At 38.7% G+C, this 25,684-nt stretch carries 19 protein-coding genes; 8 read left to right on the forward strand and 11 right to left on the reverse strand.

Translation table 11 applies throughout. The features are described from left to right. Positions 1-35 precede the first annotated feature (35 nt). Positions 36-743: a YebC/PmpR family DNA-binding transcriptional regulator gene (locus ACFSKV_RS08940; RefSeq protein ID WP_380801615.1), complete on the reverse strand. Its 708-nt coding sequence runs from the start codon at positions 741-743 to the stop codon at positions 36-38. A 159-nt stretch (positions 744-902) separates the two neighbouring features. On the opposite strand from ACFSKV_RS08940, the gene ACFSKV_RS08945 reads away from it, so the two are divergent. Beyond that, positions 903-2,246 (forward strand): NAD(P)/FAD-dependent oxidoreductase, encoded by a 1,344-nt coding sequence (locus ACFSKV_RS08945; protein WP_380801714.1) that lies wholly within the window; start codon positions 903-905, stop codon positions 2,244-2,246. A gap of 44 nt (positions 2,247-2,290) precedes the next feature. On the opposite strand, the gene ACFSKV_RS08950 is transcribed toward ACFSKV_RS08945, so the two are convergent. Further along, positions 2,291-2,740, reverse strand: coding sequence for a gamma-glutamylcyclotransferase family protein (locus ACFSKV_RS08950; RefSeq protein ID WP_380801616.1), 450 nt, complete (start codon positions 2,738-2,740; stop codon positions 2,291-2,293). A 167-nt stretch (positions 2,741-2,907) separates the two neighbouring features. Here ACFSKV_RS08950 and ACFSKV_RS08955 point away from each other — a divergent pair, with 167 nt between their 5' ends. Beyond that, on the forward strand, positions 2,908-3,345 hold the full coding sequence (locus ACFSKV_RS08955; protein WP_380801617.1) for a DUF4890 domain-containing protein: 438 nt from the start codon (positions 2,908-2,910) through the stop codon (positions 3,343-3,345). Between the two features lie 92 nt (positions 3,346-3,437). Here ACFSKV_RS08955 and ACFSKV_RS08960 read toward each other — a convergent pair whose 3' ends face one another. From ACFSKV_RS08960 to mutY, 6 genes are all read right to left on the reverse strand, one after another. Continuing rightward, a complete protein-coding gene (locus tag ACFSKV_RS08960; RefSeq protein WP_380801618.1) occupies positions 3,438-3,884 on the reverse strand; it encodes a hypothetical protein in 447 nt (148 codons plus the stop codon). Positions 3,885-4,137: 253 nt separating this feature from the next. Beyond that, a complete protein-coding gene (locus ACFSKV_RS08965; protein WP_380801619.1) occupies positions 4,138-5,613 on the reverse strand; it encodes a glutamate synthase subunit beta in 1,476 nt (491 codons plus the stop codon). Position 5,614: 1 nt separating this feature from the next. Further along, complete coding sequence (gene gltB, locus ACFSKV_RS08970) at positions 5,615-10,105, reverse strand: glutamate synthase large subunit (protein WP_380801620.1); 4,491 nt, start codon at positions 10,103-10,105, stop codon at positions 5,615-5,617. Between the two features lie 403 nt (positions 10,106-10,508). Then, the gene (gldE, locus tag ACFSKV_RS08975; protein WP_380801621.1) at positions 10,509-11,855 is read right to left on the reverse strand and encodes a gliding motility-associated protein GldE; all 1,347 of its coding nucleotides are present in this window, start codon (positions 11,853-11,855) and stop codon (positions 10,509-10,511) included. 64 nt (positions 11,856-11,919) lie between these two features. Continuing rightward, positions 11,920-12,357: a single-stranded DNA-binding protein gene (locus ACFSKV_RS08980; RefSeq protein ID WP_380801622.1), complete on the reverse strand. Its 438-nt coding sequence runs from the start codon at positions 12,355-12,357 to the stop codon at positions 11,920-11,922. A 51-nt stretch (positions 12,358-12,408) separates the two neighbouring features. Further along, a complete protein-coding gene (mutY, locus tag ACFSKV_RS08985; RefSeq protein ID WP_380801623.1) occupies positions 12,409-13,482 on the reverse strand; it encodes an A/G-specific adenine glycosylase in 1,074 nt (357 codons plus the stop codon). A 162-nt stretch (positions 13,483-13,644) separates the two neighbouring features. Here mutY and ACFSKV_RS08990 point away from each other — a divergent pair, with 162 nt between their 5' ends. From ACFSKV_RS08990 to ACFSKV_RS09010, 5 genes are all read left to right on the forward strand, one after another. Beyond that, positions 13,645-13,953 (forward strand): HU family DNA-binding protein, encoded by a 309-nt coding sequence (locus ACFSKV_RS08990; RefSeq protein WP_123952452.1) that lies wholly within the window; start codon positions 13,645-13,647, stop codon positions 13,951-13,953. A 21-nt stretch (positions 13,954-13,974) separates the two neighbouring features. Beyond that, complete coding sequence (locus ACFSKV_RS08995) at positions 13,975-14,796, forward strand: tetratricopeptide repeat protein (protein WP_380801624.1); 822 nt, start codon at positions 13,975-13,977, stop codon at positions 14,794-14,796. Between the two features lie 182 nt (positions 14,797-14,978). Then, complete coding sequence (locus ACFSKV_RS09000) at positions 14,979-16,550, forward strand: Rne/Rng family ribonuclease (protein WP_380801625.1); 1,572 nt, start codon at positions 14,979-14,981, stop codon at positions 16,548-16,550. 148 nt (positions 16,551-16,698) lie between these two features. Then, positions 16,699-17,979 (forward strand): CotH kinase family protein, encoded by a 1,281-nt coding sequence (locus ACFSKV_RS09005; RefSeq protein WP_380801626.1) that lies wholly within the window; start codon positions 16,699-16,701, stop codon positions 17,977-17,979. A 92-nt stretch (positions 17,980-18,071) separates the two neighbouring features. Then, positions 18,072-18,884 (forward strand): sterol desaturase family protein, encoded by an 813-nt coding sequence (locus ACFSKV_RS09010; protein ID WP_380801627.1) that lies wholly within the window; start codon positions 18,072-18,074, stop codon positions 18,882-18,884. Positions 18,885-18,991: 107 nt separating this feature from the next. Here the strand turns inward: ACFSKV_RS09010 and ACFSKV_RS09015 are convergent, their stop codons facing one another. The 3 genes from ACFSKV_RS09015 to ACFSKV_RS09025 all read right to left on the reverse strand — a co-directional run bounded on the left by ACFSKV_RS09015 (position 18,992) and on the right by ACFSKV_RS09025 (position 23,628). Then, positions 18,992-19,915 (reverse strand): lysophospholipid acyltransferase family protein, encoded by a 924-nt coding sequence (locus tag ACFSKV_RS09015; RefSeq protein WP_380801628.1) that lies wholly within the window; start codon positions 19,913-19,915, stop codon positions 18,992-18,994. Positions 19,916-20,150: 235 nt separating this feature from the next. Then, positions 20,151-22,361 carry a catalase/peroxidase HPI gene (gene katG, locus ACFSKV_RS09020; RefSeq protein ID WP_380801629.1) on the reverse strand — a complete coding sequence of 737 codons (2,211 nt, stop codon included), beginning with the start codon at positions 22,359-22,361 and terminating at the stop codon, positions 20,151-20,153. Between the two features lie 235 nt (positions 22,362-22,596). Next, entirely contained in the window at positions 22,597-23,628 is a 1,032-nt protein-coding gene (locus tag ACFSKV_RS09025; RefSeq protein ID WP_380801630.1) for a phosphotransferase enzyme family protein, read from the reverse strand. A gap of 215 nt (positions 23,629-23,843) precedes the next feature. Between ACFSKV_RS09025 and ACFSKV_RS09030 the strand changes: the two genes are divergently transcribed. After that, on the forward strand, positions 23,844-25,619 hold the full coding sequence (locus tag ACFSKV_RS09030; RefSeq protein ID WP_380801631.1) for a sodium:solute symporter family protein: 1,776 nt from the start codon (positions 23,844-23,846) through the stop codon (positions 25,617-25,619). Positions 25,620-25,684: the final 65 nt, after the last annotated feature.

Below are 25,684 nucleotides of genomic sequence, written 5' to 3' on the forward strand. Positions count from 1 at the left end.
ACTGCAAAGCCAATCGGCAGCTTTAAAATAATAAGTTAGGCTACATTAGTAAATACCTGGTTAACATCATCATCTTCCTCCAACCTTTCAATCAGTTTATTGATATCTTCTTCCTGTTCTTCGGTCAAGTCCACAGTTGTGGCTGGAAACCACTGAAAATCTGCATTGATGATTTCAATATGTCTATCCTCTAAAGCTTTTTGCATTTTGCCGAAATCCTCAAAGGAGGTGTAAACAAATATTTCTCCCTCATTTTCAGCTATTTCATCCAATCCGTAATCAATCAGTTCAAGTTCCAATTCTTCCATGTCCAAGTTTCCATGGGCAAATCGGAAAACCGCTTTTTTGTCAAACATAAAGCTTACTGAACCTGAAGTCCCCAAAGATCCCCCGGATTTGGTAAAATAGCTTCTAATATTGGCCACCGTCCTATTGGTATTGTCAGTTGAGGTTTCAATAATCACTGCGACCCCGTATGGACCATAACCTTCATACACCAACTCCTCATAATCTTTCTCGTCTTTATTGGATGCTCTTTTTATGGCTGCTTCAATTCTATCTTTGGGCATAGATGCCCCTTTGGCATTCTGAATTACCGTCCTTAATTTGGAATTGTTTGCAGGATCTGGTCCCCCTGATTTAACCGCCATAACAATTTCCTTGCCCAGCCGAGTAAAAACCTTGGACATCTGGCTCCAACGTTTAAATTTTCTCTCTTTACGGAATTCAAATGCTCTTCCCATTTCTTCAGTTTTTTAAAAGTCGGGTAAAATTAACAAATCTTTTCAAAAGGATTCAAAACTTGACTTTTCAAAACCACATTAATTCGACTTAACACCAATTTTTCTATAGTTTTTTGTTTAGATTTACTCAAGTGGATTTTTGAAACAAATATTTTTATGATGACTTCTCCTGAATTACTTCCAATCCCCAATATTCCAGATCCTTCAAAAAAAAGAATTGTTATCATAGGAGCAGGTTTTGCAGGGTTAAAACTGGCTCAAAAACTGGCTCACACCCAATATCAGGTGGTTTTGTTGGATAAAAACAATTACCACATGTTCCAACCTCTTTTGTACCAGGTAGCTACAGCAGCCCTTTCTCCCAGTGCTGTTTCTTTCCCGTTAAGAAGAATTTTTCATAAGAAAGATAATGTTATTTTCAGGATGGCTGTGGTGAAGGAAATTGATAAACGCACCAAAACCTTACATACAAATCTAGGTACGATTTCTTATGACTACCTGGTATTGTCGCAAGGTGCCAATACAAACTATTTCGGAAATCAAAACATCCAAAAATTCTGTGCTCCTATGAAATCCACCTCTGAGGCACTTTATATACGGAACAAAATAATCTCCAATTATGAAAGAGCAGTCAATCTGGCCAGGGAAGAAGACCGAAAACCCATCATGAATGTGGTTATTGTGGGAGGAGGGGCAACCGGAGTAGAATTGGCTGGTTCCATTGCTGAGCTTAGAAATAAAGTGCTTCCAAAAGATTATCCTCAGCTCAGCTTCAAAAATATGCGGGTAATTCTCATTGAAGCGGGAAGCTCTCTTTTAAGCGGTCTATTGCCAAAATCAAGAGAAAAAGCGCTCGAATACCTTAAAAAATTAGGCGTAGAAGTCCTGCTCAATACCATGGTAGAGGATTATGATGGATTTACAGTCAAATTAAAAGGGAACGAACCCATTGAAACCCTGACTTTATTATGGGCTGCCGGTATTAAAGCCAATACCCTACAAGGAATTGAAGAAAACCAAAAAGCTCCAAACGGAAGACTTTTGGTGGATGAATTTAACCGTCTAATAAATGAAAAGGATATTTTTGTCCTGGGAGACCAATGCCTGCAGACAGAAGATAAATTTCCTCAAGGACATCCCCAAGTGGCCCAAGTGGCCATCCAACAAGCTGTCAACCTTTCTAAAAATTTTAAAGAGGAATTAAAAAATAAGAGTTGGAAACCCTTTAAATATAAGGATCTGGGTTCAATGGCTACCATCGGCAAATCAATGGCTGTGGTTGATCTCCCTTTTGTAAGCTTTCATGGAGTATTTGCCTGGCTGGTTTGGTTATTTGTCCACCTCATGGCTATTCTGGGGGTTAAAAACAAATTGATGGTCTTCCTGACATGGTCTTGGAAATATCTATCATTTGATCCCAGTTTAAGGCTTCTGATACGTCCCCGTTATGTTAAAGACTTCAAACGACAGTGGATGCTTGAGGAAAAAGATTACGAGGATTAAGAATTATATCCACCAATTAATTAAATAAACCTCCGTTCTGAATTTCATTCCGGCTCGGTCCTTCCCACCCTGTTTAATATCTGGGATAAATAAGTGCTGGGAATTTCGTTTTCCATTCCTCCCTGGTAGATTATTTTCCAATATGCTTCTTTTGGGAAAATACCTTCTTGGGTTTTTTTTGAAATAAATGTGTATGCATCCACAGATCCTCTTTTGGTAAAAATCTGAACTTTTACAAATTCATAACCGGGCTCAGAATTCAAAAAATAAGCCCTGTCTTCTTCACTGATTTCAAATAATATCCCATAAACAGATTCATTTTGGCTAGGTACAATATTCGCCCGTGCTGATCCATCTGAATTTGGAAAATTAAACCGAAAACCGAAATGTGGCAGTACACCCAAACCTATTTTTCGCGGGGGATTCCTCAGCCTTCCTTCCAAAGTTTCGGTGTGTAGATTACTTGCATAACCGAAATAGTAAAATTTATCCATATCAATTTTAAGTTTTATTAACAAAATAATGATGAAATAGAATTAAACCTCTACTTCCTACATGGGTCTAACTTTCGAATTCAGCATTTAAGATGGGTTTTTTATCCCGGGAAATAAACCTCTATCTGCTTAACATTAAAAAAAGTTTCAGAAAAAACATAGAAACCATGAAAAAGCTATTGATGATTGCCATAATATTTTCTTTGTCCCTAGCCGCTTTTGGCCAAAGGGAACAGCAAAAAGAAAAGCCAACTCCTGAACAGAGGGCTGAAAGAATGACCGACAGGATGGCCGAACAACTTGAGCTTACGGAAGTACAGAAACAGGAAATCTACGCGATTAACCTACAAAATGCACAAAAAAGACAAGCCGAAATGGAGGCGCGAAGGATAGAAATGGAAGCCCGAAGAGAGGCAATGAAATCTCAAATGGAAAGTCAAAGGGCTCAAATTGATGCTGTTTTAACCCCCGAACAAAAGGAAAAGTGGGAAGAAATAAGGGCAGAAAACCGAAGAAAAATTGATGAAAGAAGTAGGAATGGAAGAGGCGGTTCAAGAGGGGAAAAAACACGTCAAGAAAGACACAGTTCCGAAAGACACAGATAAAAGATTAGGTTGATTGGGTTATATTGGTTGAAAAAAGCAGGAAATTCCTGCTTTTTTCTTTTAAAGTTACCCGATAAACAAATGTTTGAAACCTATCTTCTCACTTTATAAAAAGTCTGGGGACCTAAACACAGCTCGTTGGGAGCGCATGGGCCATAATCGATCGTCAACTCATTTTTCCCACTATTGGTGGAAATTTCTACCTGAAAACTATTCATTTCATTCCCCTCTTCAGGTACCAATTCAATCAACTCCTCCAATAAGACATATATTTGATCTGAATCAGGGGGCAGGATAAAGTAAGTCAAATTTGAGAAAATGAGCTTGTTTCCATTCAGCACATAATTACCGGTACTTAAAGAATAATAACCCAGGTCAATCTGTACATCTTGTTGTCGATAGGATCCCCTGATTTCAAATGTTCCGTCTTCCTTAAAAATAAAAGCATTGACATTAAACAATTGAAGCTCGGGATTGAATTGGCTTTTTTCCCATGTTCCATAAAGATTTTGGGAAGTAAATTCTGAATTATCATCCATACAAGATGATAGTAAAATGATGAATATTATTTCAAAGCCAAAATTTTTCAGATCTTTCATTTCCAAAAATAGAAATAGTTATTAAATATTGAAAAAATGCCTAACAACTCTGAGAGTGAATTTACTATAAAGCTAAAAAGAGCAGGCCAGGAACCCGCTCTTTTTTTTGATTTTGGCATAATAATAATATTATAACCAATCACTAAACTTACTTTCACGCTTACTCTTTTTATTTTAGGCTTACTGCTTTCGATTATTCATGGATGATATCTTCCTCCACTTCAAAATAACCCTCATCTTTTTTGGGGAGCTGGGAGTTACCCATGAGGAATTCATCTACTTTTACAGCTGCCTCCCTGCCTTCAGAAATGGCCCAAACCACAAGTGACTGGCCTCTTCGCATATCTCCGGCAAGAAATACCTTTTTATTGGTGCTTTGATAATCTTTTGATTTAGGTAGACTATTTTCCATTGCCTGGACTCCAAATGCCTCCAACAACCCGTTTTGAGCTGGGCCGGTATAACCAATGGCTATGAATGCCAGGTCACAGGGAATCGTCCTTTCTGTCCCTGAGATTTCCACAAACTGCATCCTTCCATTTTGCTCTTTCCATTCCAAATCTACCAAAACCAAACCCGTTACCTCACCTTTATCATTCCCAATAAATTCTTTTGTGAGTATGGAAAACACCCGTTCAGCCCCCTCTTCATGGGAACTTGAAGTTTTCAACGTCATCGGCCATTCCGGCCAAGGGTTCAATACCGTTCTTTGTTTAGGGGGTTTGGGCAAGAGCTCCAGTTGGGTGATGCTTTTTGCACCATGCCGATTGGATGTTCCTATACAGTCCGATCCGGTATCCCCTCCTCCGATGACTATAATATTTTTATCCTTGGCCGAAATCGGATTTTGTTTTATTTCACCACCAATCACCTGGTTTTGTTTTCCTAGGAATTCCATAGCAAAATGAACCCCTTTGAGGTCTGAACCCTTGATTTTGAGTTCTCTCGGCTGTTGGGCTCCAGTAGCCAATACTACTGCATCATAATTCCTAAGTATATTCTCGGCTTTGATATTAAAACCCACATCCGTACCGTTACTGAAAATTACACCTTCTTTCTCCATGATCTCAATCCTGCGGTCTATGACCCACTTTTCCAGTTTGAAATCAGGAATCCCATACCTTAACAGACCTCCGGCTTTATGGTCCTTTTCAAATACGGTTACCTCATGCCCGGCCTGGTTCAATTGGTCTGCTGCAGCCAGCCCGGCAGGGCCGGAACCTATTACCGCCACTGATTTGCCAGTCCTTTTTTTAGGCAGTTTTGGTTTTACATATCCAAGTTCATAAGCCCTTTCAGCTATGTTCTTTTCAATCAGTTCAATCGCTACAGGATCCTTGTTTATTCCCAATACACAGGAAGCCTCACAAGGCGCCGGGCAAATTCTGCCTGTAAATTCAGGAAAGTTATTAGTGCTTCTCAAAATATGGAAGGCTTCTTCCCATTCATTTCTGTATACTGCATCGTTAAACTCCGGTATGATATTGCCAAGCGGACACCCTTGATGACAAAATGGAATGCCACAATCCATGCATCTAGCAGCCTGATGATTTAGTTTTTCACCATCAAAAGGCTTATAAATTTCTTTATAATCGTGTATTCTATCTTCAGGAGACCGCGACTCTGGCAATTCTCTTTTAAATTGTAAAAACCCTTCTTTCGCTCCCATATTACACCAATGTTGTTGATTGTTCCAATGCTTTTTTTCTTAAAACTTCTTTGTAATCTCTTGGAATTACTTTGATAAACCTGTTCCTATACTCATCCCAGTTTTCCAGGTATTCTCCAGCAAGTTCACTTTTGGTCAGCTCCAAATGTTTGTTAAGCTGATTTTTGATAGTGACAAAATCATCCTCGTTCAAAAGATCCAAATCAACCATTTCCTGGTTGATCAAATGGATATAATCTTTCAAAATGTAAGCGATACCTCCACTCATTCCAGCTGCAAAGTTTCTTCCGATTTCTCCTATATTGATTACCAAACCTCCTGTCATATATTCGCAGCCATGGTCCCCAATCCCTTCAATGACTGCTTTTACTCCTGAATTTCTCACACAGAACCTTTCCCCTCCTTTTCCATTTATAAAAGCTTCCCCTGAAGTGGCTCCATAAAAGGCTACATTACCAATAATAATATTTTCATGCGCCTTAAAATGAGCATTTCGGCTAGGATAGATGATAAGTTTACCTCCTGAAAGACCTTTTCCAAAATAATCATTTGATTCGCCTTCCAACTCAAAGGTGACACCTTTAGCCAAAAAGCCTCCAAATGTTTGGCCAGCTGATCCTTTGAACTTATAATGAATAGTATCTTCCGGTAAACCTGGACTTCCGTAAATTTTTGAAATTTCATTGGAAAGCATAGCACCAACTGTCCTGTCGGTATTTTTTATCTTAAACTCTCCCATTACCTTATTTGCCTGTTCCAACGCCGGCATCGCTTCTTTGATGAGCTTTCTATCCAGAATCCTTTTGAGTTCAAATTCCTGGTCAATCTGCTTGGAAATACCAACATGATCGGGAACCTCAACCTTATGGAAAATCGGGGTCAGATCAACTTTATCCCATTTCCAGTGGTTCATATGGCCTGTGGCCTTTAACACATCACTTTGTCCTACCATTTCGTCAATGGTATGGAATCCCAAAGAGGCCATGATTTCCCTCAGGTCCTGGGCCAGAAACATAAAGTAATTAACTACATGATCGGGATCTCCGGTAAATAACTTTCTCAATTCAGGGTTTTGGGTAGCAATACCTACAGGGCAGGTGTTCAAGTGGCATTTACGCATCATGATACAACCTTCCACTACCAATGCCCCGGTGGAAATTCCCCATTCTTCGGCGCCCAATAGAGTAGCGATGGCAATGTCCCTTCCTGTCCTCAGCTGTCCGTCAGTTTGAAGTACGACCCTACTCCTAAGATTATTCTTAACCAAAGTCTGATGGGCCTCAGATAAACCTAATTCCCAAGGTAAACCGGCATGTCTAATGGAACTTAATGGAGAAGCACCTGTACCCCCATCAGCGCCTGAAATTAAAATAACATCTGCTTGTGCTTTGGCCACACCGGCAGCGACGGTTCCTACTCCGGCCTGAGATACGAGCTTCACATTGATCCTGGCCTTTCTATTTGCATTCTTCAAATCATAAATCAATTGGGCTAGATCTTCGATAGAATAAATATCATGGTGAGGAGGAGGAGAAATCAAACCTACTCCCGGTGTAGAATGTCGTACCCTTCCAATCCAATCATCTACTTTATGACCCGGCAACTGTCCTCCTTCCCCGGGTTTTGCTCCCTGCGCCATTTTAATCTGAAGCTCCTCAGCATTGGTCAGGTAATTACTTGTAACTCCAAACCTACCTGAAGCTACCTGCTTGATCGCAGACCTTTCCCAATCACCATTTGGCTTCTTCTCAAATCTTATTTCATCCTCACCACCTTCTCCGCTATTGCTTTTAGCACCGATTCGGTTCATCGCTATGGCCAAAGTGGAATGTGCTTCATGGGAAATAGAACCAAATGACATGGCTCCTGTTGCAAACCTTTTCAAAATGGATTCCACAGGCTCTACTTCTTCTACAGGAATCGAAATTCTCTTTTTAAATTCAAAAAGCCCTCTTAGGGTCAAAGCATCTTTGCTCTGATCATTGATCTTCTGGGCAAATTTTTTATATAAACTGTAATCATTGAGCCTGGTGGATTTTTGCAAAAGATGGATAGTCTCAGGGTTAAACAGGTGTTTTTCACCCCTTCTCTTCCATTGATAAACTCCTCCCGTCTCCAAAATCGGACTTTCTGTTTCATAGGCAGCATGATGCCGGATTAAAACCTCCTCAGCCAATTCATCAAATGATATTCCGGATATCCGGCTGACAGTTCCTTTGAAGCACCTGTCAATAACTTCAGGACCAAGTCCAATTGCTTCAAATATCTGGGCGCTTTGATAGGACTGTAGGGTACTGATGCCCATCTTTGAAAGGACCTTCAAGAGGCCTTTTCCAATAGCATTTTGATAATTTAAGAAAAGCTGTTTCTGGTTAATTTCTTTTCCAAAACCACCCTTTTCATTGATATGGATAAGAGACTCTAGCGCCATATAAGGGTTAATGGCCGAAGCGCCATATCCAATGACAGTAGCAAAATGATGGGTTTCCCTAATGTCTCCTGCTTCTACTACCAACCCCGCTCTTGTTCTGATCTTTTTCTTTACCAGGTGATGATGAACCGCCCCAATCGCAAGAAGAGAGGGAATGGGCGCTTTCTTTTCGGTACTGTTCCTATCTGAAATGATAATGATATTCTTTCCAGCATAAATTGCCCCTTCTGCCTCCCTACACAAGTGGTTTAAGGCTTCCAACATTCTTCCGGGTTGATGATCAGCCTCAAAGTGAGCATATAAAGTCACTGTCCTGTAACCCTGATCTTCCAAATGCTTGATTTTTTCCAAATCCTCATTCAGCAAAACAGGTTGGGAAATATGAATCTGACGGGTGTGTCTGGGACTTTCAGCCAATATATTATGACTTTCACCAATCCGGGTAAACAAAGACATCACCAATCTTTCCCTTATTGGATCAATTGGCGGATTGCTTACCTGGGCAAAGAGCTGCTTGAAATAATTGGAAATATGTTGGCTTTGTTTGGACAGAACTGCCAAAGGAGTGTCTGCTCCCATAGAGCCTACAGCCTCATAGCCCGATTCACCCATAGGTGCAAGGATCACCTTGATTTCTTCAGAGGTATATCCGAAAATGGTCTGCCTTTTTTTGATATCTTCAGTGGTGTAAGGATATTCCAACGTTTCAGGATCTGGCATCAGTCGGAGCTTTAATCTTTCCTCTTTGACCCAATTATCATAAGGTTTGTTATCACAAACATTGGACTTGATCTCATCATCAAATGAAATCTTTCCTTTCTCTAGGTCGGCCAAAAGCATTCTTCCAGGACTGATCCTGCCTTTTTCTGAAATCGTGGCTTCTCTGATAGGTAATGCCCCTGCTTCTGAAGATAGGATCAAACGGTCATCATTGGTGATAAAATAACGCAAAGGACGCAATCCATTTCTATCCAAAGTAGCACCCAAAGATTTGCCGTCTGTAAAAATCAAGGCTGCAGGACCATCCCATGGCTCCATTAATGCCGCATGAAATTTATAAAATGCTTTTCTGTCCTTATCCATCATATGGTTGTCCTGCCATGCTTCAGGTACCAGCATCATCATCACATGGGGAAGAGACCTGCCACTCAATGTCAATAATTCCACCAAAGCATCCAGGTTAGCGGAGTCAGAATTGTGCTTATTGGTAACAGGCATCAATTTAGCCAACTCTTCATCTGAAAAATACACTGAGCGCATCAAAGTCTCTTTGGACTTCATCTTGTTCAGGTTTCCCCTTATAGTATTAATTTCCCCATTATGGGACAAATACCTAAACGGTTGCGCCAATCTCCAATTGGGAAATGTATTGGTGGAAAACCGGGAATGAACAATAGCCAATCCAGAAGTAATCCTGTTATTCTGAAGATCTTTATAAAAGGGAAGTACCTGATCGGTACGTAGCTGACCTTTATAAATGAGTGTAAATGCAGACAAACTTGCAAAATAAAAGGCGGAGTTTACTCCCGGAATGGTGCTGTTGATGGTTTTGGAGGAAAAATTCCTAAGAACATACAGTTTTCTCTCCAAGTCTATACCCGTCAATCCTCTTTTATGACTGACAAATAGCATTTCAATATTGGGCATCACTTCCAGGGCACCTGATCCTGGAACGGTTTCATCCACAGGAACATCCCGGTAACCCAATAAGTTAAAACCTAGATCCTCAATTATATTATTCAGTAAAGCCTTAGATTTCTTATAGAGCTGTTTATTTTTTGGGAAAAAAGTCATTCCTACCCCATAGCTCCCCTCTTCCGGAATTTCGAAACCCGCCCTATGGGTTACTTCCTTAAGAAATGCATGGGGCAGCTGTATCAATATCCCTGCACCATCACCAGTCTTCGGATCACTCCCCCGCCCCCCTCTGTGCTCCATATTACTGAGCATAAAAAGGGCATCACTGATGGTCTCATGACTCTTTACACCTTTGACGTTGACTACCGCTCCAATCCCACAGGAATCGTGTTCAAAAGCATCACGATATAGTCCTTGATTCATTATTATAATGTTTAATAGGTTTCATAAATTTGGTTGCAAAAATTACAAAATATTTTCCTTTTTTTAAAATTGAAGCAATAAAACAGCCTTTGAAATGCATAGTTGATATCTATTTTGAGCCTTAATTGCTTATAATAAAAATATTGTATCGGTTAATTTTTTAACTGAAAAAATTAAATTTAAATATCAAAATTTAAAAATTGGTTTTTTTATCTACCATAATCTATGATTTTTTTATCTTTTTTGAAAAATTTGGGTAAAAGAAAAAAAATCAATTTTTTTTACAACTTTTTAAGGAAAGGGAATTGATAAGCAGATTTGTTTTACAAAAACTCTAAAAATTCTGCCAATTAATCACCTGTAAAAATTGTAATATGCAAAATTTCATTCGTTGGGCAAAAAATCAATCCAGGTTATGCCCTTCCATTTCTTTGTCCTCTGAATTAACTTGTACCTTAACTTTTTTAATTCTTTTTGTGTCAACTGCCAGGATGGTAAATTCAAAAATATCAAACCTGATTTTGGTCCCGTTTTTCGGTAGGTTGGAATTCAATTCCAATAACAAACCCCCAAGTGATTCGTTTTCCCCTTTTACCTCATCAAAAATCTGTTGGTCGATTTCTAGTTTTTTACAAAAGTCATTCAGGGAAATTTTGCCCTCAAAAATGAAGGTGTTCTTTTCAAGCTCTTTGAAATAAAAATCTTCCACTTCATCAAACTCATCATTGATTTCTCCAATGATTTCCTCAATCAGGTCTTCCAAAGTGACAAGACCTGAAGTACCGCCATATTCATCCACCACAATGGCCATATGAACCCTCTTCTTCTGAAAATCTTTCAAAAGTGTATCAATTTTCTTGTTTTCAGGTATAAAAAACCCTTTTCTTATAAGGTTTTGCCATTCAAAATTCTCATCCTTTTCTATGTAAGGAAGCAAATCCTTGATATATAAGATCCCTTCAATATGATCAATGGTCTCTCTGAAAACCGGAATCCTTGAATACCCACTTTTATTTATTTTATCCATTAACTCATGGAAATCAGTTTCAATCTCTACTGCGGTTATATCCATCCGGGATCTCATGACCTGACGGACAGAAAGTGTACTGAAATTCACTATTCCCTTCAGGATATCCTTTTCTTCTTCAGTGGTATCCTCGGTGGTTATTTCAAGCGCCTGGTTTAATTGGTCAACAGAAAGTGAATAACCCCTTTTCTCTATCCTTTTCTCTATAATATTGCTAATTGCCATCAACATTGAAGAAAGGGGCTTCAAAATCACAGAAAAAAAATAGATGGGAGATGCCATCATTTTCGCAAATTCAACCTTAGCTTTTGTAGCATATACTTTTGGAACAATTTCACCAAAAAATACTATCGCAAAAGTTACACCTATGGTTTGAATTAAGATAATTACAATTCCGGTTGCATTTAGACCAAATAAACTCCAGGTAAAAAAAGTCGTCAGGGTAACGATCCCAATATTAATCAGATTATTCAAAATAAGGACAGTACTTAAAAGACTCTTAGGTGTTTCCAACAACATGATCACTTTCTCCTCACTCTTGTTTTTTTCATCAAAGTTGGAAATGTCATCTGTATTTAAAGAAAAAAACGCTACTTCAGTGCCGGAAACCAGTCCGGACAAGATCAATAAAATCACAAAAATGATTATGTTGGCTAAAATGTAGCTGGTTGAAATTTGATTGACTTCAACCAGCAACATAAGACTCGGGTATGGGTCTTCCATTAAATTATAGCGATGATGATTGCAAAATTAATCAATTCCTGATCAATTCTTCAATTTTTTATTTTCAGAAAGGCAAATCATCCTCTTCTTCCGGGCCCTGTGCCATGGTAGAGACGGGGGTGGAAACGGTTTGCGAGCTGTAGTTAGGCACTTGGGAACCTGTGCCCTCAGGTCTTCCACCAAGCATGGTAAAGTTGATTACTCTTATCCTTACCCTCCTTCTGTTATTGCCCTGTTCATCCTGCCAGGTATCCGTTTTGATTTTACCTTCTACATAAATCTGCATGCCCTTTTTCAGGTATTGCTCGGCTATTCTTGCCTGTCCATCCCATAATTCCAGGTCATGCCATTCGGTATTTTCCACGCGATTGCCCATTTTGTCCTTGTAGGCTTCTGTGGTGGCCAATCGAAGATTTGCTACCACTTTGTCCCCTTCCAAATGCTTTACTTCTGGGTCTGCTCCCAAATTGCCTACTAAAATAACTTTATTCACTCCGGCCATAATTGTTGTTGTTTAAATGTGTAACAAAAAGTTCATGTATAAATTTACGGATTATTTTTCTTCGTTCAAATACTTCAAAATTAACCTGGACTTTGCCAGATTTTCCAACTCTTTTGTATCCACCATCAGATAACCCCTACCAGATGCCCAGCCTGCAAGAACCGAACGAAACGACTCATCCACCACGAACTTTACAAAGTTGGCAAAAATTTTTTGATGAGTCAGTATATGTTTGTAAACATGCTCATCTTGTATGACAGTAATTGTCCCAAAAGCTAAATTATCTTCAAAAACACTTACAGGTTCCTTAAAATTATCTTCAAAATTGTCAAGCTCATACATTGGAAAATCAAAAAGTCCTTGCCAGATATCCCCCTCTTTTCTTTGCTTCACCACTGTTTGGCTTCCGCAAATAATATGATAATACTGAAAATACCGCTCTCGGATTTTTAACTTTTTAATTTTTACCGGCAATTCATTTACCATTTTTTTAGCATAAGCGAAGCACCCTCCCTTCAAGGGGCAATTATCGCAATCCGGATTTTTTGGAACACATTGTAATGCGCCAAATTCCATGATGGCCTGGTTAAATTCTCCTGGTCTGTCTTTGGGAATGATACTGTTGGCCAATTGCTCAAATTCTTTTTTCCCCTTTCCACTGGCAATATCAGTCCCAATTCCAAAATAGCGAGCCAGTACACGGAAAACATTCCCATCTACCACAGCCACAGGCTCCGCAAATGCGAAAGAAGCGATTGCTGCTGCAGTATAAGACCCTACTCCTTTTAATCTTATTAGTTCTGAATAGCTTTCCGGAAAATTGCCCTCAAAATTATAATACAGATATTTGGCACAATCATGGAGGTTCCTGGCCCGACTATAATACCCAAGCCCTTGCCATAATCTCATTACCTCTTCAGAAGGTGCCAAGGCCAAATCTTCCAATGTAGGATAATTTTGCAGGTAACGCTCAAAATAAGGAAGTCCTTGGGCAACCCTTGTCTGTTGTAAAATAATTTCTGACAACCAAATGATATATGGGTTATTGGTGTTTCTCCAAGGCAAATCCCTCTTATGATGCAGGTACCACTCTAATAATATATGGACAAATGGTTCGTTATTCAAAATACCCAGAATTTAATGTATTAAGGCAATGTTAAACAAATCAATCTTATTTTGAACATTTTGTTTTTATATTGAATTGCTTCCTTTAAATTTGCAGTCCCAAAAATAGTTGGTTAATAGGTCTTTAAGCTTAATTCTACAATAATTTAAATTTATCAAACAGTGACTAAAGCAGAAGTAATCACCAAGATTTCGGACAAAACTGGAATTCAGAAAGACGATGTGACTCAAACCATTGAGGCATTCTTCAAAGTGGTAAAAGATTCCATGGCGGAGGGAGAGAATATTTACGTAAGAGGTTTTGGCAGCTTCATCAATAAGAAAAGAGCTAAAAAAATCGCCAGAAACATTTCAAAAAACACTGCGATCGTGATTGACGAGCATTATGTGCCGGCTTTTAAACCTTCCAAAGTGTTTATTGACAAAATCAAAAACAGCAAAAAAATTAAAGAATTAGCTCCTCAGGAATAGTTCTGAGCGCTATTTTCCTTTATGAAAAAATCACAGATCATCATTCTCATTATTGGAGTAATTTCAATTGGTGTCCTGTTTTCACTGCCCAGAGTAGTGGTGGATAATGACGAAGGCGATGCCCCGATTGAATCAGAAGAAGCCCAGGCTTCTTCCAAACCAGTAGAAGAATTGCATGATGCCCCTATTCCAGCAGAAGCAAGAGAGGCTTTAACTTCTCTTGCTTCCCAACTGGAATCAGAAGGAAATAAAGAAAAATTTGCTGTTTTGGCCGATACACTGGCTTCTTTATACACTCAGATAGGTAAATTTGATTCTGCAGCTTTTTTCCTTGAACAGTCAGCTATCCGATTGGAGACCCTTGAAAGTCTGGAAAAAACAGGTAATGCTTACTATGAAGCGTTCACTTTTGCATTGAATGAAGAAAAAATTGCTTATCTAGCAGATAAAACCAGAGTGTATTTAAATAAAGTTTTGGAAAAAGACCCAAAACGACTGGATTTAAAAACAAAAGTGGCCATGACCTATGTGTCATCGTCCAATCCCATGCAGGGTATTACCATGTTGAGGGAAATTTTGGAGGAGGATCCCACCAATGAGGATGGCCTGTATAATATGGGCGTATTATCCATGCAGTCAGGGCAGTACAAAAGAGCTGCTGAACGATTTGAAGAATTGGTGCGATATCATCCGGACAATCTCCAAGGCCAGTTTTACCTTGGGGTGAGTTATTTTGAATCCAAACAAAACAATAAAGCAAAAAAGCAATTTCAGGAAGTGCAGCGCATGACCACAGACCCTATGGTACTGGCAAGTGTGGAAAGCTATCTGGATAAGCTATAAATAATTGTTCCACTTTAAATCTTTAAAACTATGCCTTGCGGTAAGAAAAGAAAAAGACATAAGATCGCTACGCACAAGCGTAAGAAAAGACTGAGAAAAAACAGACATAAGAAGAAGTAATACACTTCTTCTTTTTGAGTTTTTAACCAATACGTTCATTTAAATCATAAAATCAGACACGATTGAGCACAGAATTAATTATTGATTCTACTCAAAACGGCAGTCGGATAGCTCTTCTTAAAGACAAAAGTCTGGTAGAACTCCATTCAGAAGGAGGAGAAAACCAGTTTAAAGTCGGGGATATTTATTTAGGAACAGTACGTAAAATCGTCAATGGGCTTAATGCTGCATTTATTGACGTTGGTTATGAAAAGGATGCATTCCTGCATTATCAGGATTTAGGTCCACAGATCAATAGCCTTAACAATTTTACCAAACTGGTCCGTAACAATAATTACTCTGCTTATAATCTAAAAGGCTTTGAGAAGGATGCTGACATAGAAAAGCTTGGGAAAATTTCCAATGTCCTTTCAAAAAACCAGCAGGTTTTGGTACAGGTGGTCAAAGAACCAATCTCTACCAAAGGTCCAAGACTATCGTGTGAGCTCTCTTTAGCTGGTCGCTACCTGGTACTTGTTCCTTTTGCAGAAACAGTCAACGTATCCAAAAAAATACGAAGTGCTGAAGAAAGAAAAAGACTTGTACGCTTAATCACCTCCATCAAACCAGCCAATTTTGGTGTCATCATCAGAACAGTAGCTGAGGGCCAGTCGGTTACCGAACTGGACAAAGACCTCAGGAACCTGTTGACGACTTGGGAAGATGGCATGAAAAAACTGGCTAAGGCCAAAGGACGCGACAAAGTTATTGGAGAAATGAGTATGGCTTCCTCTATTATCAGGGACCTGCTCAACGAATCATTTGATGCAATCACGGTTGAAGATGAATTGATCTATGATCAAATCAGGTCTTATATCAGATCCATTGCCCCTGAAAAGGAAAAAATTGTAAAGCTTTACAACGGTAAAGCAAAGCTCTTTGAAAATTTTGGAATAGAGAAACAAATCAAAAGCCTGTTTGGGCAGACTATCAGTTTACCACAAGGAGGGTATGTCATCATTGAACATACAGAAGCCCTCCACGTCATTGACGTTAACAGTGGAAATAAGTCCAATCAGGAAAGTGACCAGGAAACCACAGCATTAAAAACCAACCTGGTCGCAGCGAAAGAAATTGCGAGACAGTTGCGCCTCCGGGACATGGGAGGCATTATCGTCATCGACTTCATTGACATGAAAAAGGCAGATAACAAAAAAGCCATTTATGATGCAATGAGAGAGGAGATGAAAGATGACAGGTCTAAAAATACGGTATTACCTTTGACCAAATTTGGTCTGATGCAAATCACCAGACAAAGGGTAAGACCGGAAGTCAACATCGTCACCAAGGAAACCTGTCCGGCATGTAACGGAACCGGAAAAATTCAGGCATCTATCCTCGTGGCAGATCAATTGGAAAAAGATCTCGAGCATATTGCAACTATCCAAAATGTTTCAAACATCCAAATAGGATTACACCCTTATCTCTATGCCTTTTTTACAAACGGATTTATTTCGAAAAGAGTAAGGTGGTTTTTCAAATACCTCAAATGGGTAAAACTGATAAAAGATTCTTCACTCCCGGTGACGGAGTACAAATTCCTGGATGAAACAGGAGAAGAAATTGAACTTCAAGTTAAAAGCGAGACCGAATAGGTCCCGCTTTTTTTTATTTTCATTTTGAAAACAAAGAAATGGGTTTTCATCCTCCTTTTTGAAAATTTTTATTGACTAGAAATTTTTATAAATTACAATAAAAAACACTCATATTATTTCTTGATTATTAAAGGTTTACACTTTGAATATGAAAATTGAAAGGAAGCTCTTTCTTTATTTCTGTTCTCAACTATCGGCCTTCGAAAATATTTATCGGCCAATAGTCCTGATTTTTTTGTTTATTCTTCCATTTACCCTTCAAAGTCAAGTACATTCAACCCTTAGCCTTAACTTCTCAAATACCTCTAAGCAGATAGAAAATATCATCAACTTGGATCTTTCTACAATGGATTATGAAGCCCTGACCATGATAACCGGTGAAAAGGTAAACTTAAGAGCGAAAAATCTGAACATAAATAATGTCTCATTTGAACCGGAAGAAATACACACACGCGGAAAGTCTACCTTAAACTTCAAGAGAAAAAGTCTGGCCTTTAGCTTGAATTCAGCTGCTTCTTTTCAACATAATGAAAAAAATCAAAAACTTAAAAAGTTTGATTTGTTGAGCCTATCTATGGACAAATATTACATCCGTAACCGATTGGCTTTCCAAATGATGGAACACTTAGAATTGTTTGAACTCTTTTATACTTTTTCCGAATTCAAAATCAACGGGAATAGCGAAGGTATCTATCTGGTTGTGGAGCGGCCTCAGGATTGGGCATTACAGGATAGAAAATCTCCCCTGATTATCCGTAGAGGTTACAATCACAGCATTGATAAAATCAAACTGAACAAAAAAGCAGATAAAAAGGAAAGTAAGTTTTTTGTAGATTCTTTTAGACAGATTTACAAAATACTTCCTAAGTACCAGGGCGAAGAGTTATATCAAATGCTTTCGGAAAGGATCGATTTGGAAAATTACATGCGATGGCTAGCCTTTAACTATTTTGTGCATAACGGTGATTATGCAGATGAAGTCTTTTTTTACGCTGACCCTAAATCAGGCAAATTGCGCATTATCCCTTGGGATTATGATGATATTTTTGCCAAAGCACCACATGAGGGAAAAGAAGTCACAGATAGAATTTTAAGTGGAAAATTGATTTTTTCCAGTGAGGATGCTCTTGATGTGAAAATAGCAACAGATGAATTTTTATATGCCAAATACCTACAAGTGTTTAAGGAAGTCCTAGAAAAATTGGATCCAGATATTTTGAAGCAAATTTTCGAAAATACTTTTTCAGAACTTTATCCCTACTATTCAGATATAGAAATCATCAGCCATTCCCAATATGATTATTACAAATACGCGGATATTGAAAAATTGAAAAAGGAACTAAATAGTTTATTCCTTCAGCTATTGGAATTCAGAACTTTTCAGTTAAATAACTTGGAAAGGCCGCAAAATCTTTCCTTTCAAAAATAAGTAGCATACAATGGAAATTCGAAATTCTTTGGTCCTCAGGAAACTTAAATGTCCTATTTTGGTTAAATTTAAGGCTTAAGTACTTATAATAAATGGATTTTGATCTTGATTGGTTATTGGGCACAGATTACAGCCAACCTTTGAATTTTCTTCTCATATCCTCCATCCTATTCATAGGAATTTTCCTGCGTTACATCATTTTGGCTTGGGTCTATCATGAACTGGTATATAAAAAACTCGGAGATTCCATGCCTTACCGCAGGCTACATCAACAGGTCAGAATTCCTCAGGTGAAAAAAGAAATTGAATATTCTTTTTATGGCGCCATCATTTTTGCCATTTCCGGGTCTGTTATGCTGATTTGTTGGCAAACAGGATTAACTCAGCTCTATACATCACTTTCTCTTTGGGATTGGATATGGGTTCCAATGAGTTTTTTTATTGCACTTTTCATCCATGAAACTTACTATTATTGGTTACACCGATGGATGCACCGCCCAAAAGTGCTTCGGTACTTTCATCATATACACCACAACAGTCTGTATACAAGTTCTTTTACCTCGTTTTCTTTCCATCCTATTGAAGCATTTTTACAGGCTATATTTTTGCCGGTGCTGGTGTTGTTTTTGCCAATGCATTTTTCAGTTTTACTCGCTTTGTTGATTACCATGTCTGTTACTGCTGTCATCAACCATGCCGGAGTGGAAGTATATTCAAAATCTACCCTTCAATCACCTTTGGCCAGGTGGATGGTCGGAGCAACCCATCATGATATGCACCATTTGAAGTATCGCTGCAATTATGGTTTGTATTTCACTTTTTGGGATGTTTGGATGAAAACTGAAGATGTTGGATTTGAAAAGCGCTTTTTAACACATACTACGAAAGAAAAAAACTTGACATGACTTTTCGAATAAATGTTTTAATGTCTCTAAAGTTTTTTGCTTAAATTGAAACCTATAAAAATTTTTTGTTTATCCACTATCAAACTCAAAACCAATCTTAAGTTAATTTAAATCAGTTTTTTCTCTTTTTGGGTTTTCCACCTTTCATGCATCCAAACCCACTGTGTGGGATCCTGATTGATCAACAATTCTGTCGCTTTTGAAAAGGCTAATGTATTGTTTACCAAATCTACTTCCTCATTGCCAATTCTTAACATTGGGACTTCAGGATATATTGTCATTTGTTGTTGAAGCTTGTCATCAAGGTGAATTCCAATTGGTACTACTTTGGCACCAGTTCTAAGAGCAAAAAGAGCAGCTCCAACCGGTGTGGAAGCCGGCTTTCCCATAAAATCCACAAAAACACTTTTTACCTTAGTATCCTGATCGATCAACATGGCAACCATTCCTCCGGATTTCAAATTCCTTACTACTTTCAAAGTATCCTTACCTCTTTCTATAACTTCAGCATTTCTTTTCCTTCGATTATCCATTAATAGGCGATTTAACCTTGGATCCTTTTGAATCTTGCCAATAATCTGTGGCCGATAATCCATCAATGCCAAATAGGTTCCTACTAATTCAAATGCTCCCATATGGGCTGTCAATACTATCACTCCTTTTTTTGAATGGAAGGCTTTTTCCAGGTATTCTTCTCCTGTAACATTTACCACTTTTTTGAAGGCAATAATATCATTCATGCTTACTGAACGAAGAATGTCAGCGGCATTTTTCCCTAGCATCTCAAAAACCCTTTTGGCCATCAAAAGGATTTCTTCCGAAGATTTTACGTGGCCAAATATTAAGGTAATATGCGCTAAAGTTTTTTTTCGGGAATCCTTTACTAAATAAAAAGCCATTTTACCCAATGCACCGCAAAGATTCAATAATACCTTTCTCGGTAAAAGATTTGACAAAAACAAAAGCCATTTTACAAAAAGGAAAATAATAAAATATTTGGCTTCCTTAAGTATTGGCCGCTTCCGCTTCATAATTCAACTAAACTTCCGTTAAACTGGATAATATTTAAGAATTCTTAGTATACCCTTACTTGATTACGAATAAAAGTATAACTTTTCTAATAATACTCCCAGTTTTCGAAAAAGTATCCCCTTGATTAACACTTTTGTTGAATTTATTGGAAAATTCCTGTTAAGGTACGACCTGATTAAAAAAAATGGTGGCCTTTTTGGGCCACCATTTCTATTTTGAAATTCAAAAATATAATTAGGCTAAATCAAAACGATCAAGATTCATCACTTTATTCCATGCAGCTACGAAATCCTTCACGAATTTCTCTTTACCATCTTCACAGGCATACACTTCCGCAATAGCTCTTAATTCAGTATTGGAACCGAAAATAAGGTCGGCACGGGTAGCGGACCATTTAGGCTCTCCACTTTTTCTATCACTTCCTACGAAGATATTTTGCTTGTCTGAAGTGGCTCTCCAGGTAGTGCCTAAATCCAATATATTTATGAAGAAATCGTTGGACAATTTTCCTGGTTGGGCAGTAAGCACCCCATGCTTAGAACCGTCCCAATTGGCTCCCAATACTCTCATTCCGCCAAGTAATGCGGTCATCTCAGGGGCAGTGAGGGTTAACAATTGAGCTTTGTCAATAAGCAATTCCTCAGCCTTAACTTCACAATCACCTGCAAGATAGTTCCTGAAAGCATCAGCTACCGGTCTTAGGTATTGGAAAGAATCTACTTCTGTATCTTCTTGAGTTGCATCGGTACGTCCTGGAGCAAATGGGACAGAAATATTAAATCCTGCATCTTTCGCTGCTTTTTCAACTGCTGCACATCCACCCAATACTATAAGGTCTGCCATGGAAACTTTCTTTCCTCCGGCAGCAGTACTGTTAAATTCTTCCTGAATGCTGGAAAGGGTCCCCAAAACTTTAGTAAGCTGAGCAGGATTGTTAACTTCCCAATTTTTCTGAGGTTCCAAACGGATTCTTGCTCCATTGGCTCCACCTCTAAAGTCTGAACCTCGGAATGTGGAAGCAGAAGCCCAGGCTGTTGTTACCAGTTCAGCAACAGTCAAACCGGAAGCAAGGATATTGGCCTTCAAACCAGCAATATCTTTTTCATCTATAAGCGGATGATTTGCTGCGGGTACAGGATCCTGCCAGATAAGGTCTTCTGCAGGAACTTCAGAACCTAGATACCTGGACTTTGGTCCCATATCCCTGTGGGTCAATTTAAACCAAGCCCTTGCAAAAGCATCAGCAAATTCATCAGGATTTTCATAGAAACGTCTGGAAACCTTCTCATAGTCAGGATCAAATCTCATGGATAAATCAGTGGTCAACATGAATGGCTTATGGAATTTTCCAGGAATGTGTGCGTCTGGAATAATAGCCTCAGCATTTTTTGCCACCCACTGGTGTGCACCTGCAGGGCTTTTGGTCAATTCCCACTCATATTCAAATAAAAATTTGAAATAATCATGTCCCCATTTTGCCGGTGTTGAAGTCCATGCTCCTTCAAGTCCAGAAGTAATGGTATCAGCACCATGACCTGATCCATATTTACTTGTCCATCCCTGACTCATTTCTTCAATGGATGCAGCTGCTGGTTCAGGACCTACATATTTACCAGGATCTGCAGCACCATGGGTTTTACCAAAAGTATGGCCTCCGGCAATCAAAGCTACAGTCTCATAATCATTCATCGCCATACGGCCAAAAGTCTCACGAATAGCCTTGGCTGCCAAAAGTGGATCAGGAACCTTATCTGGACCTTCAGGATTGACATAAATCAAGCCCATCTCTGTAGCCCCAAGAGGACTTTCAAGGGATTCAGGGTTCCTATGGGAGGCAACCCACTCTTTTTCATTTCCCCAGTAAATATCCTGTTCTGGTTCCCATATATCCTTTCTACCTCCAGCAAAACCAAATGTCTGGAATCCCATAGATTCCAAAGCAACATTACCCGTTAGAATCATCAAATCAGCCCAGGACAATTTCTTGCCATATTTTTGTTTCACCGGCCAAAGCAAAAGTCTGGCTTTATCAAGGTTGGCGTTATCTGGCCAGCTGTTCAAAGGGGCAAAACGCTGGGTTCCCGTTCCTGCACCTCCTCTTCCATCATGAACCCTATAGGTGCCTGCACTGTGCCATGCCATTCGGATCATAAAAGGTCCATAATGACCGTAATCCGCAGGCCACCAATCCTGTGAGGTAGTCAATACTTTTTCAATTTCTGCCTTTACTTCTTTCAGATCCAAAGACTGGAACTCTTTTGCATAATCAAAATCCTGGTCCATTGGGTCTGAAAGGGGGGAGTGCTGCCTTAGAATACTCATATTCAATTGATTAGGCCACCAATCACTGTTTCGGGTACCTGATCCTGCCACATGCTTCATCTGACCATTGTGAAATGGGCATTTACTCAAATCGCCTCCGCTTTGATTTTTGTTATTATCCATAATAATATTGGTTAATTGATTTATCTAGGTTACAAAAGCTAAATTATCATTTAATTTGCTTATTTGAATCAATTTTCAATTGATAAAATCTATGACTCTTATCATATTTCTATAAGGGTTCAAGTTACAGAAATATACTTCATTTTAAAAGTAAATTGGTGAACAGGGGAAAGGAAAATATTCAATTGGAAACAAGGATTTAAACCTTTTTAAATACCATTAATTTAACTTTTCTTTAAGCATCTAATTGAATTAATGACCTCAACAAACACATTTGATTTTTTGCCCTAAGCATATTTTGTTTCTCATAATGAATGGTATAATAGATGTTTCCATTCAGGTAATCTGCCAAAAACCGAAAGCCCATAATACAGGTCATCATTTTTCCTCCAAAGGATAATGAATCCAATTCTTCCTTGGTGAAAACACCTTTACCTCCAGCATGAAATCCACTTAATAAGGCATCATACTTTAATTGATCCACTTCTATTTTATTCCAGTTTTGGGAAGATTCCCCTTCTGTGCAAGCTACTGTTCTGACGAGGTCTCCAAAGTCATAAAAAATAAAGCCTGCCATAACAGTATCCAGATCAATAACTGCGTTTACTTTTGAAAAATCCTCTGAAAAAATGAGGTTATTGATTTTTGTATCATTATGCGTTAACCTTAAGGGTAATTCAGCTTTCCAGGAATTATATTCCTCTACTAAATTTTTTTGATCCAAATAAAATCCCACTATTTCATCCAGTTCTCCCTGAATTTTCCTTTTGGTATTTTTTATGGCCTCCAATAATTGATGGTATCTTAAATCCAGGTCATTGAAACCCGGAATAGCCTCTTGAAATTGATCAGCAGGAATATGAATACCAGCCACGATAAATTGTGCAAAAGCTTTTGCTGCCAAATAAGCATGTTCGGCCTTTTCGATTTCATTGACACAGGTGCCTGACACAAAAGGCGAAATCCTGAAATACTTATGCTGGATTTCTGTAAATAATTCACCTTTTTTATTGGCCAAAGGTAAAGGAAGTTGGAAAGGTAAAACCCTTGTATCTAGCTGGTCAATCAGGATTTTATGATTATGCGAAATGATGTCCGGTCTTTGGAACACTTTGTTATTGAACCGCTGGAGGATAAGTTTTTGGTTATCCAGTTCTATTAAATAGGTTTGATGGATATGGCCGTCTCCAAACTTACGAATTTTACTTTCCTCTATTTCCAAACCATACCTTTGATTGAGTTCAGGTAACCAGGACAAAGCATTCATAATTTTTTAATTGAGATGTAAAAGTAAGTTTTTCACTTTTAAGAGAATAATTGAAGGATAAAATTTGCAAAAATCATTATTCACCTTTTGGTAAAGTCTACTTTGCAATTCTTGAATTATTCTTTACATTAGTGAAATTTATTAATTAAGTATAGGTAAGTAAATAAAAAAATTTAAAAACTTCTTATTTCTATAGCCACCTAACCCAAATACCTATGAATATTTCAATGATTGATTGGGCGATAATCGCTGCTTTTTTTGTGATATCCATGCTTATTGGTGTCTTAACCTCCAGAAAAGCAGGGTCCTCCGCCAAAGAATTTTTCCTCTCAGGTAGGAATATGCCCTGGTGGTTATTGGGGGTGTCTATGGTGGCAACCACTTTTTCTGCCGATACACCTAATCTTGTCACCGACATTGTCAGAAAAAACGGGGTTTCCGGAAACTGGGTCTGGTGGGCATTCCTGTTGACCGGGATGCTGACTGTATTTGTCTACGCCAAACTATGGAGAAGATCTGAAGTAACTACAGATCTGGAATTTTATGAATTAAGATACGGAGGAAAACCAGCTGCATTTCTCCGGGCATTCAGAGCCATCTATTTGGGTGTGTTCTTCAATGTCGTCATCATGGCGACAGTTTCACTTGCCGCCATAAAAATAGGAGGAGTGATGCTCGGGTTATCTCCTGTGGAAACCTTGCTTTTGGCATCAGTTGTGACAGTTATTTACAGTTCATTGGGAGGGCTGAAAGGGGTCTTGCTTACTGATTTTTTCCAGTTTTTTATTGCAATGGCCGGAGCTATAGGTGCGGCTATCTATGTATTGGAAATGCCTGAAATTGGTTCCTTGAATAATTTATTGACGCATCCCAATGTCTCTGATAAACTTAATTTCCTCCCCGATTTCAATGATTACAACCTCCTCATACCTTTGTTGATCATGCCTTTGGCCATCCAATGGTGGGCAACTTGGTATCCTGGTGCTGAACCTGGAGGAGGTGGTTATATCGCTCAAAGGATGCTTTCCGCAAAGGATGAAAAAAACGCCATTGGAGCTACATTGTTTTTCAACATTGCCCATTATAGTATGCGCCCTTGGCCTTGGATCATCATTGCATTGTCTTCACTGATCATTTTCCCAAATGTCTCAGATATGCAGGAAGCATTTCCGCATATCCCAGTAGATAAATTAGGAAATGACCTTGCCTATTCGGCTATGCTCACCTTTTTACCAACCGGTCTAATCGGGATCGTATTGGCTTCGCTTATCGCAGCTGTTATGTCAACTTTATCCACTCATCTCAACTGGGGCTCTTCTTATGTAGTCAATGACTTTTACCAAAGATTCCTAAGGCCAGATGCCTCTGATAAAGAACTGGTACTTGTGGGAAGAGTTTCCACGGTTTTGCTCATGGTATTGGCAGCAATTTTGGCTTTGGCCCTATCCAGTGCCTTGGAAGCTTTTAATATTTTACTACAGATCGGGGCAGGTACAGGAGCGATATTTATATTACGCTGGTTTTGGTGGAGAATAAATGCCTATACTGAAATTTCAGCGATGATCATTTCTTTTGCGGTGGCAATTTTCTTTGAGAGTATCAACCCGAAAGTACAATGGATAGTGATACCTGAAAACCAGGAATATTTGAAGCTCTTATACGGCGTAGGGATTACCACAGTAGGGTGGGTTTTGGTCACTTTATTAACCCAGCCAGAAAAAGATACAATTCTATTATCTTTTTATAGAAAAGTAAAACCTGCAGCATTTGGCTGGAAAAAACTACTGTACAGATATCCTCAAGAACATCAGGAACAAGGTAGACTTCCACAGGAAATAGGATTGATGTTGGTGGGTTCCGTTATGGTCTATTCTGCATTATTTGCAGTGGGATTCTGGATTTACAGCAATATACTTCCTGCCATTATTGCCTCTCTCGTAGCCATTGTAGGAGGGGTAATCATCATCAAAAGTTGGAAAAACCTCAAATAGAGCAACCATTATCATTCCGAGGCGTAAATAAGAACAAAATTGTCCGATTTCAGCGTATGGAATCG

The sequence above is a fragment of the Shivajiella indica genome (assembly GCF_042683085.1).
Classification (GTDB): Bacteria; Bacteroidota; Bacteroidia; order Cytophagales; family Cyclobacteriaceae; genus Shivajiella; species Shivajiella indica.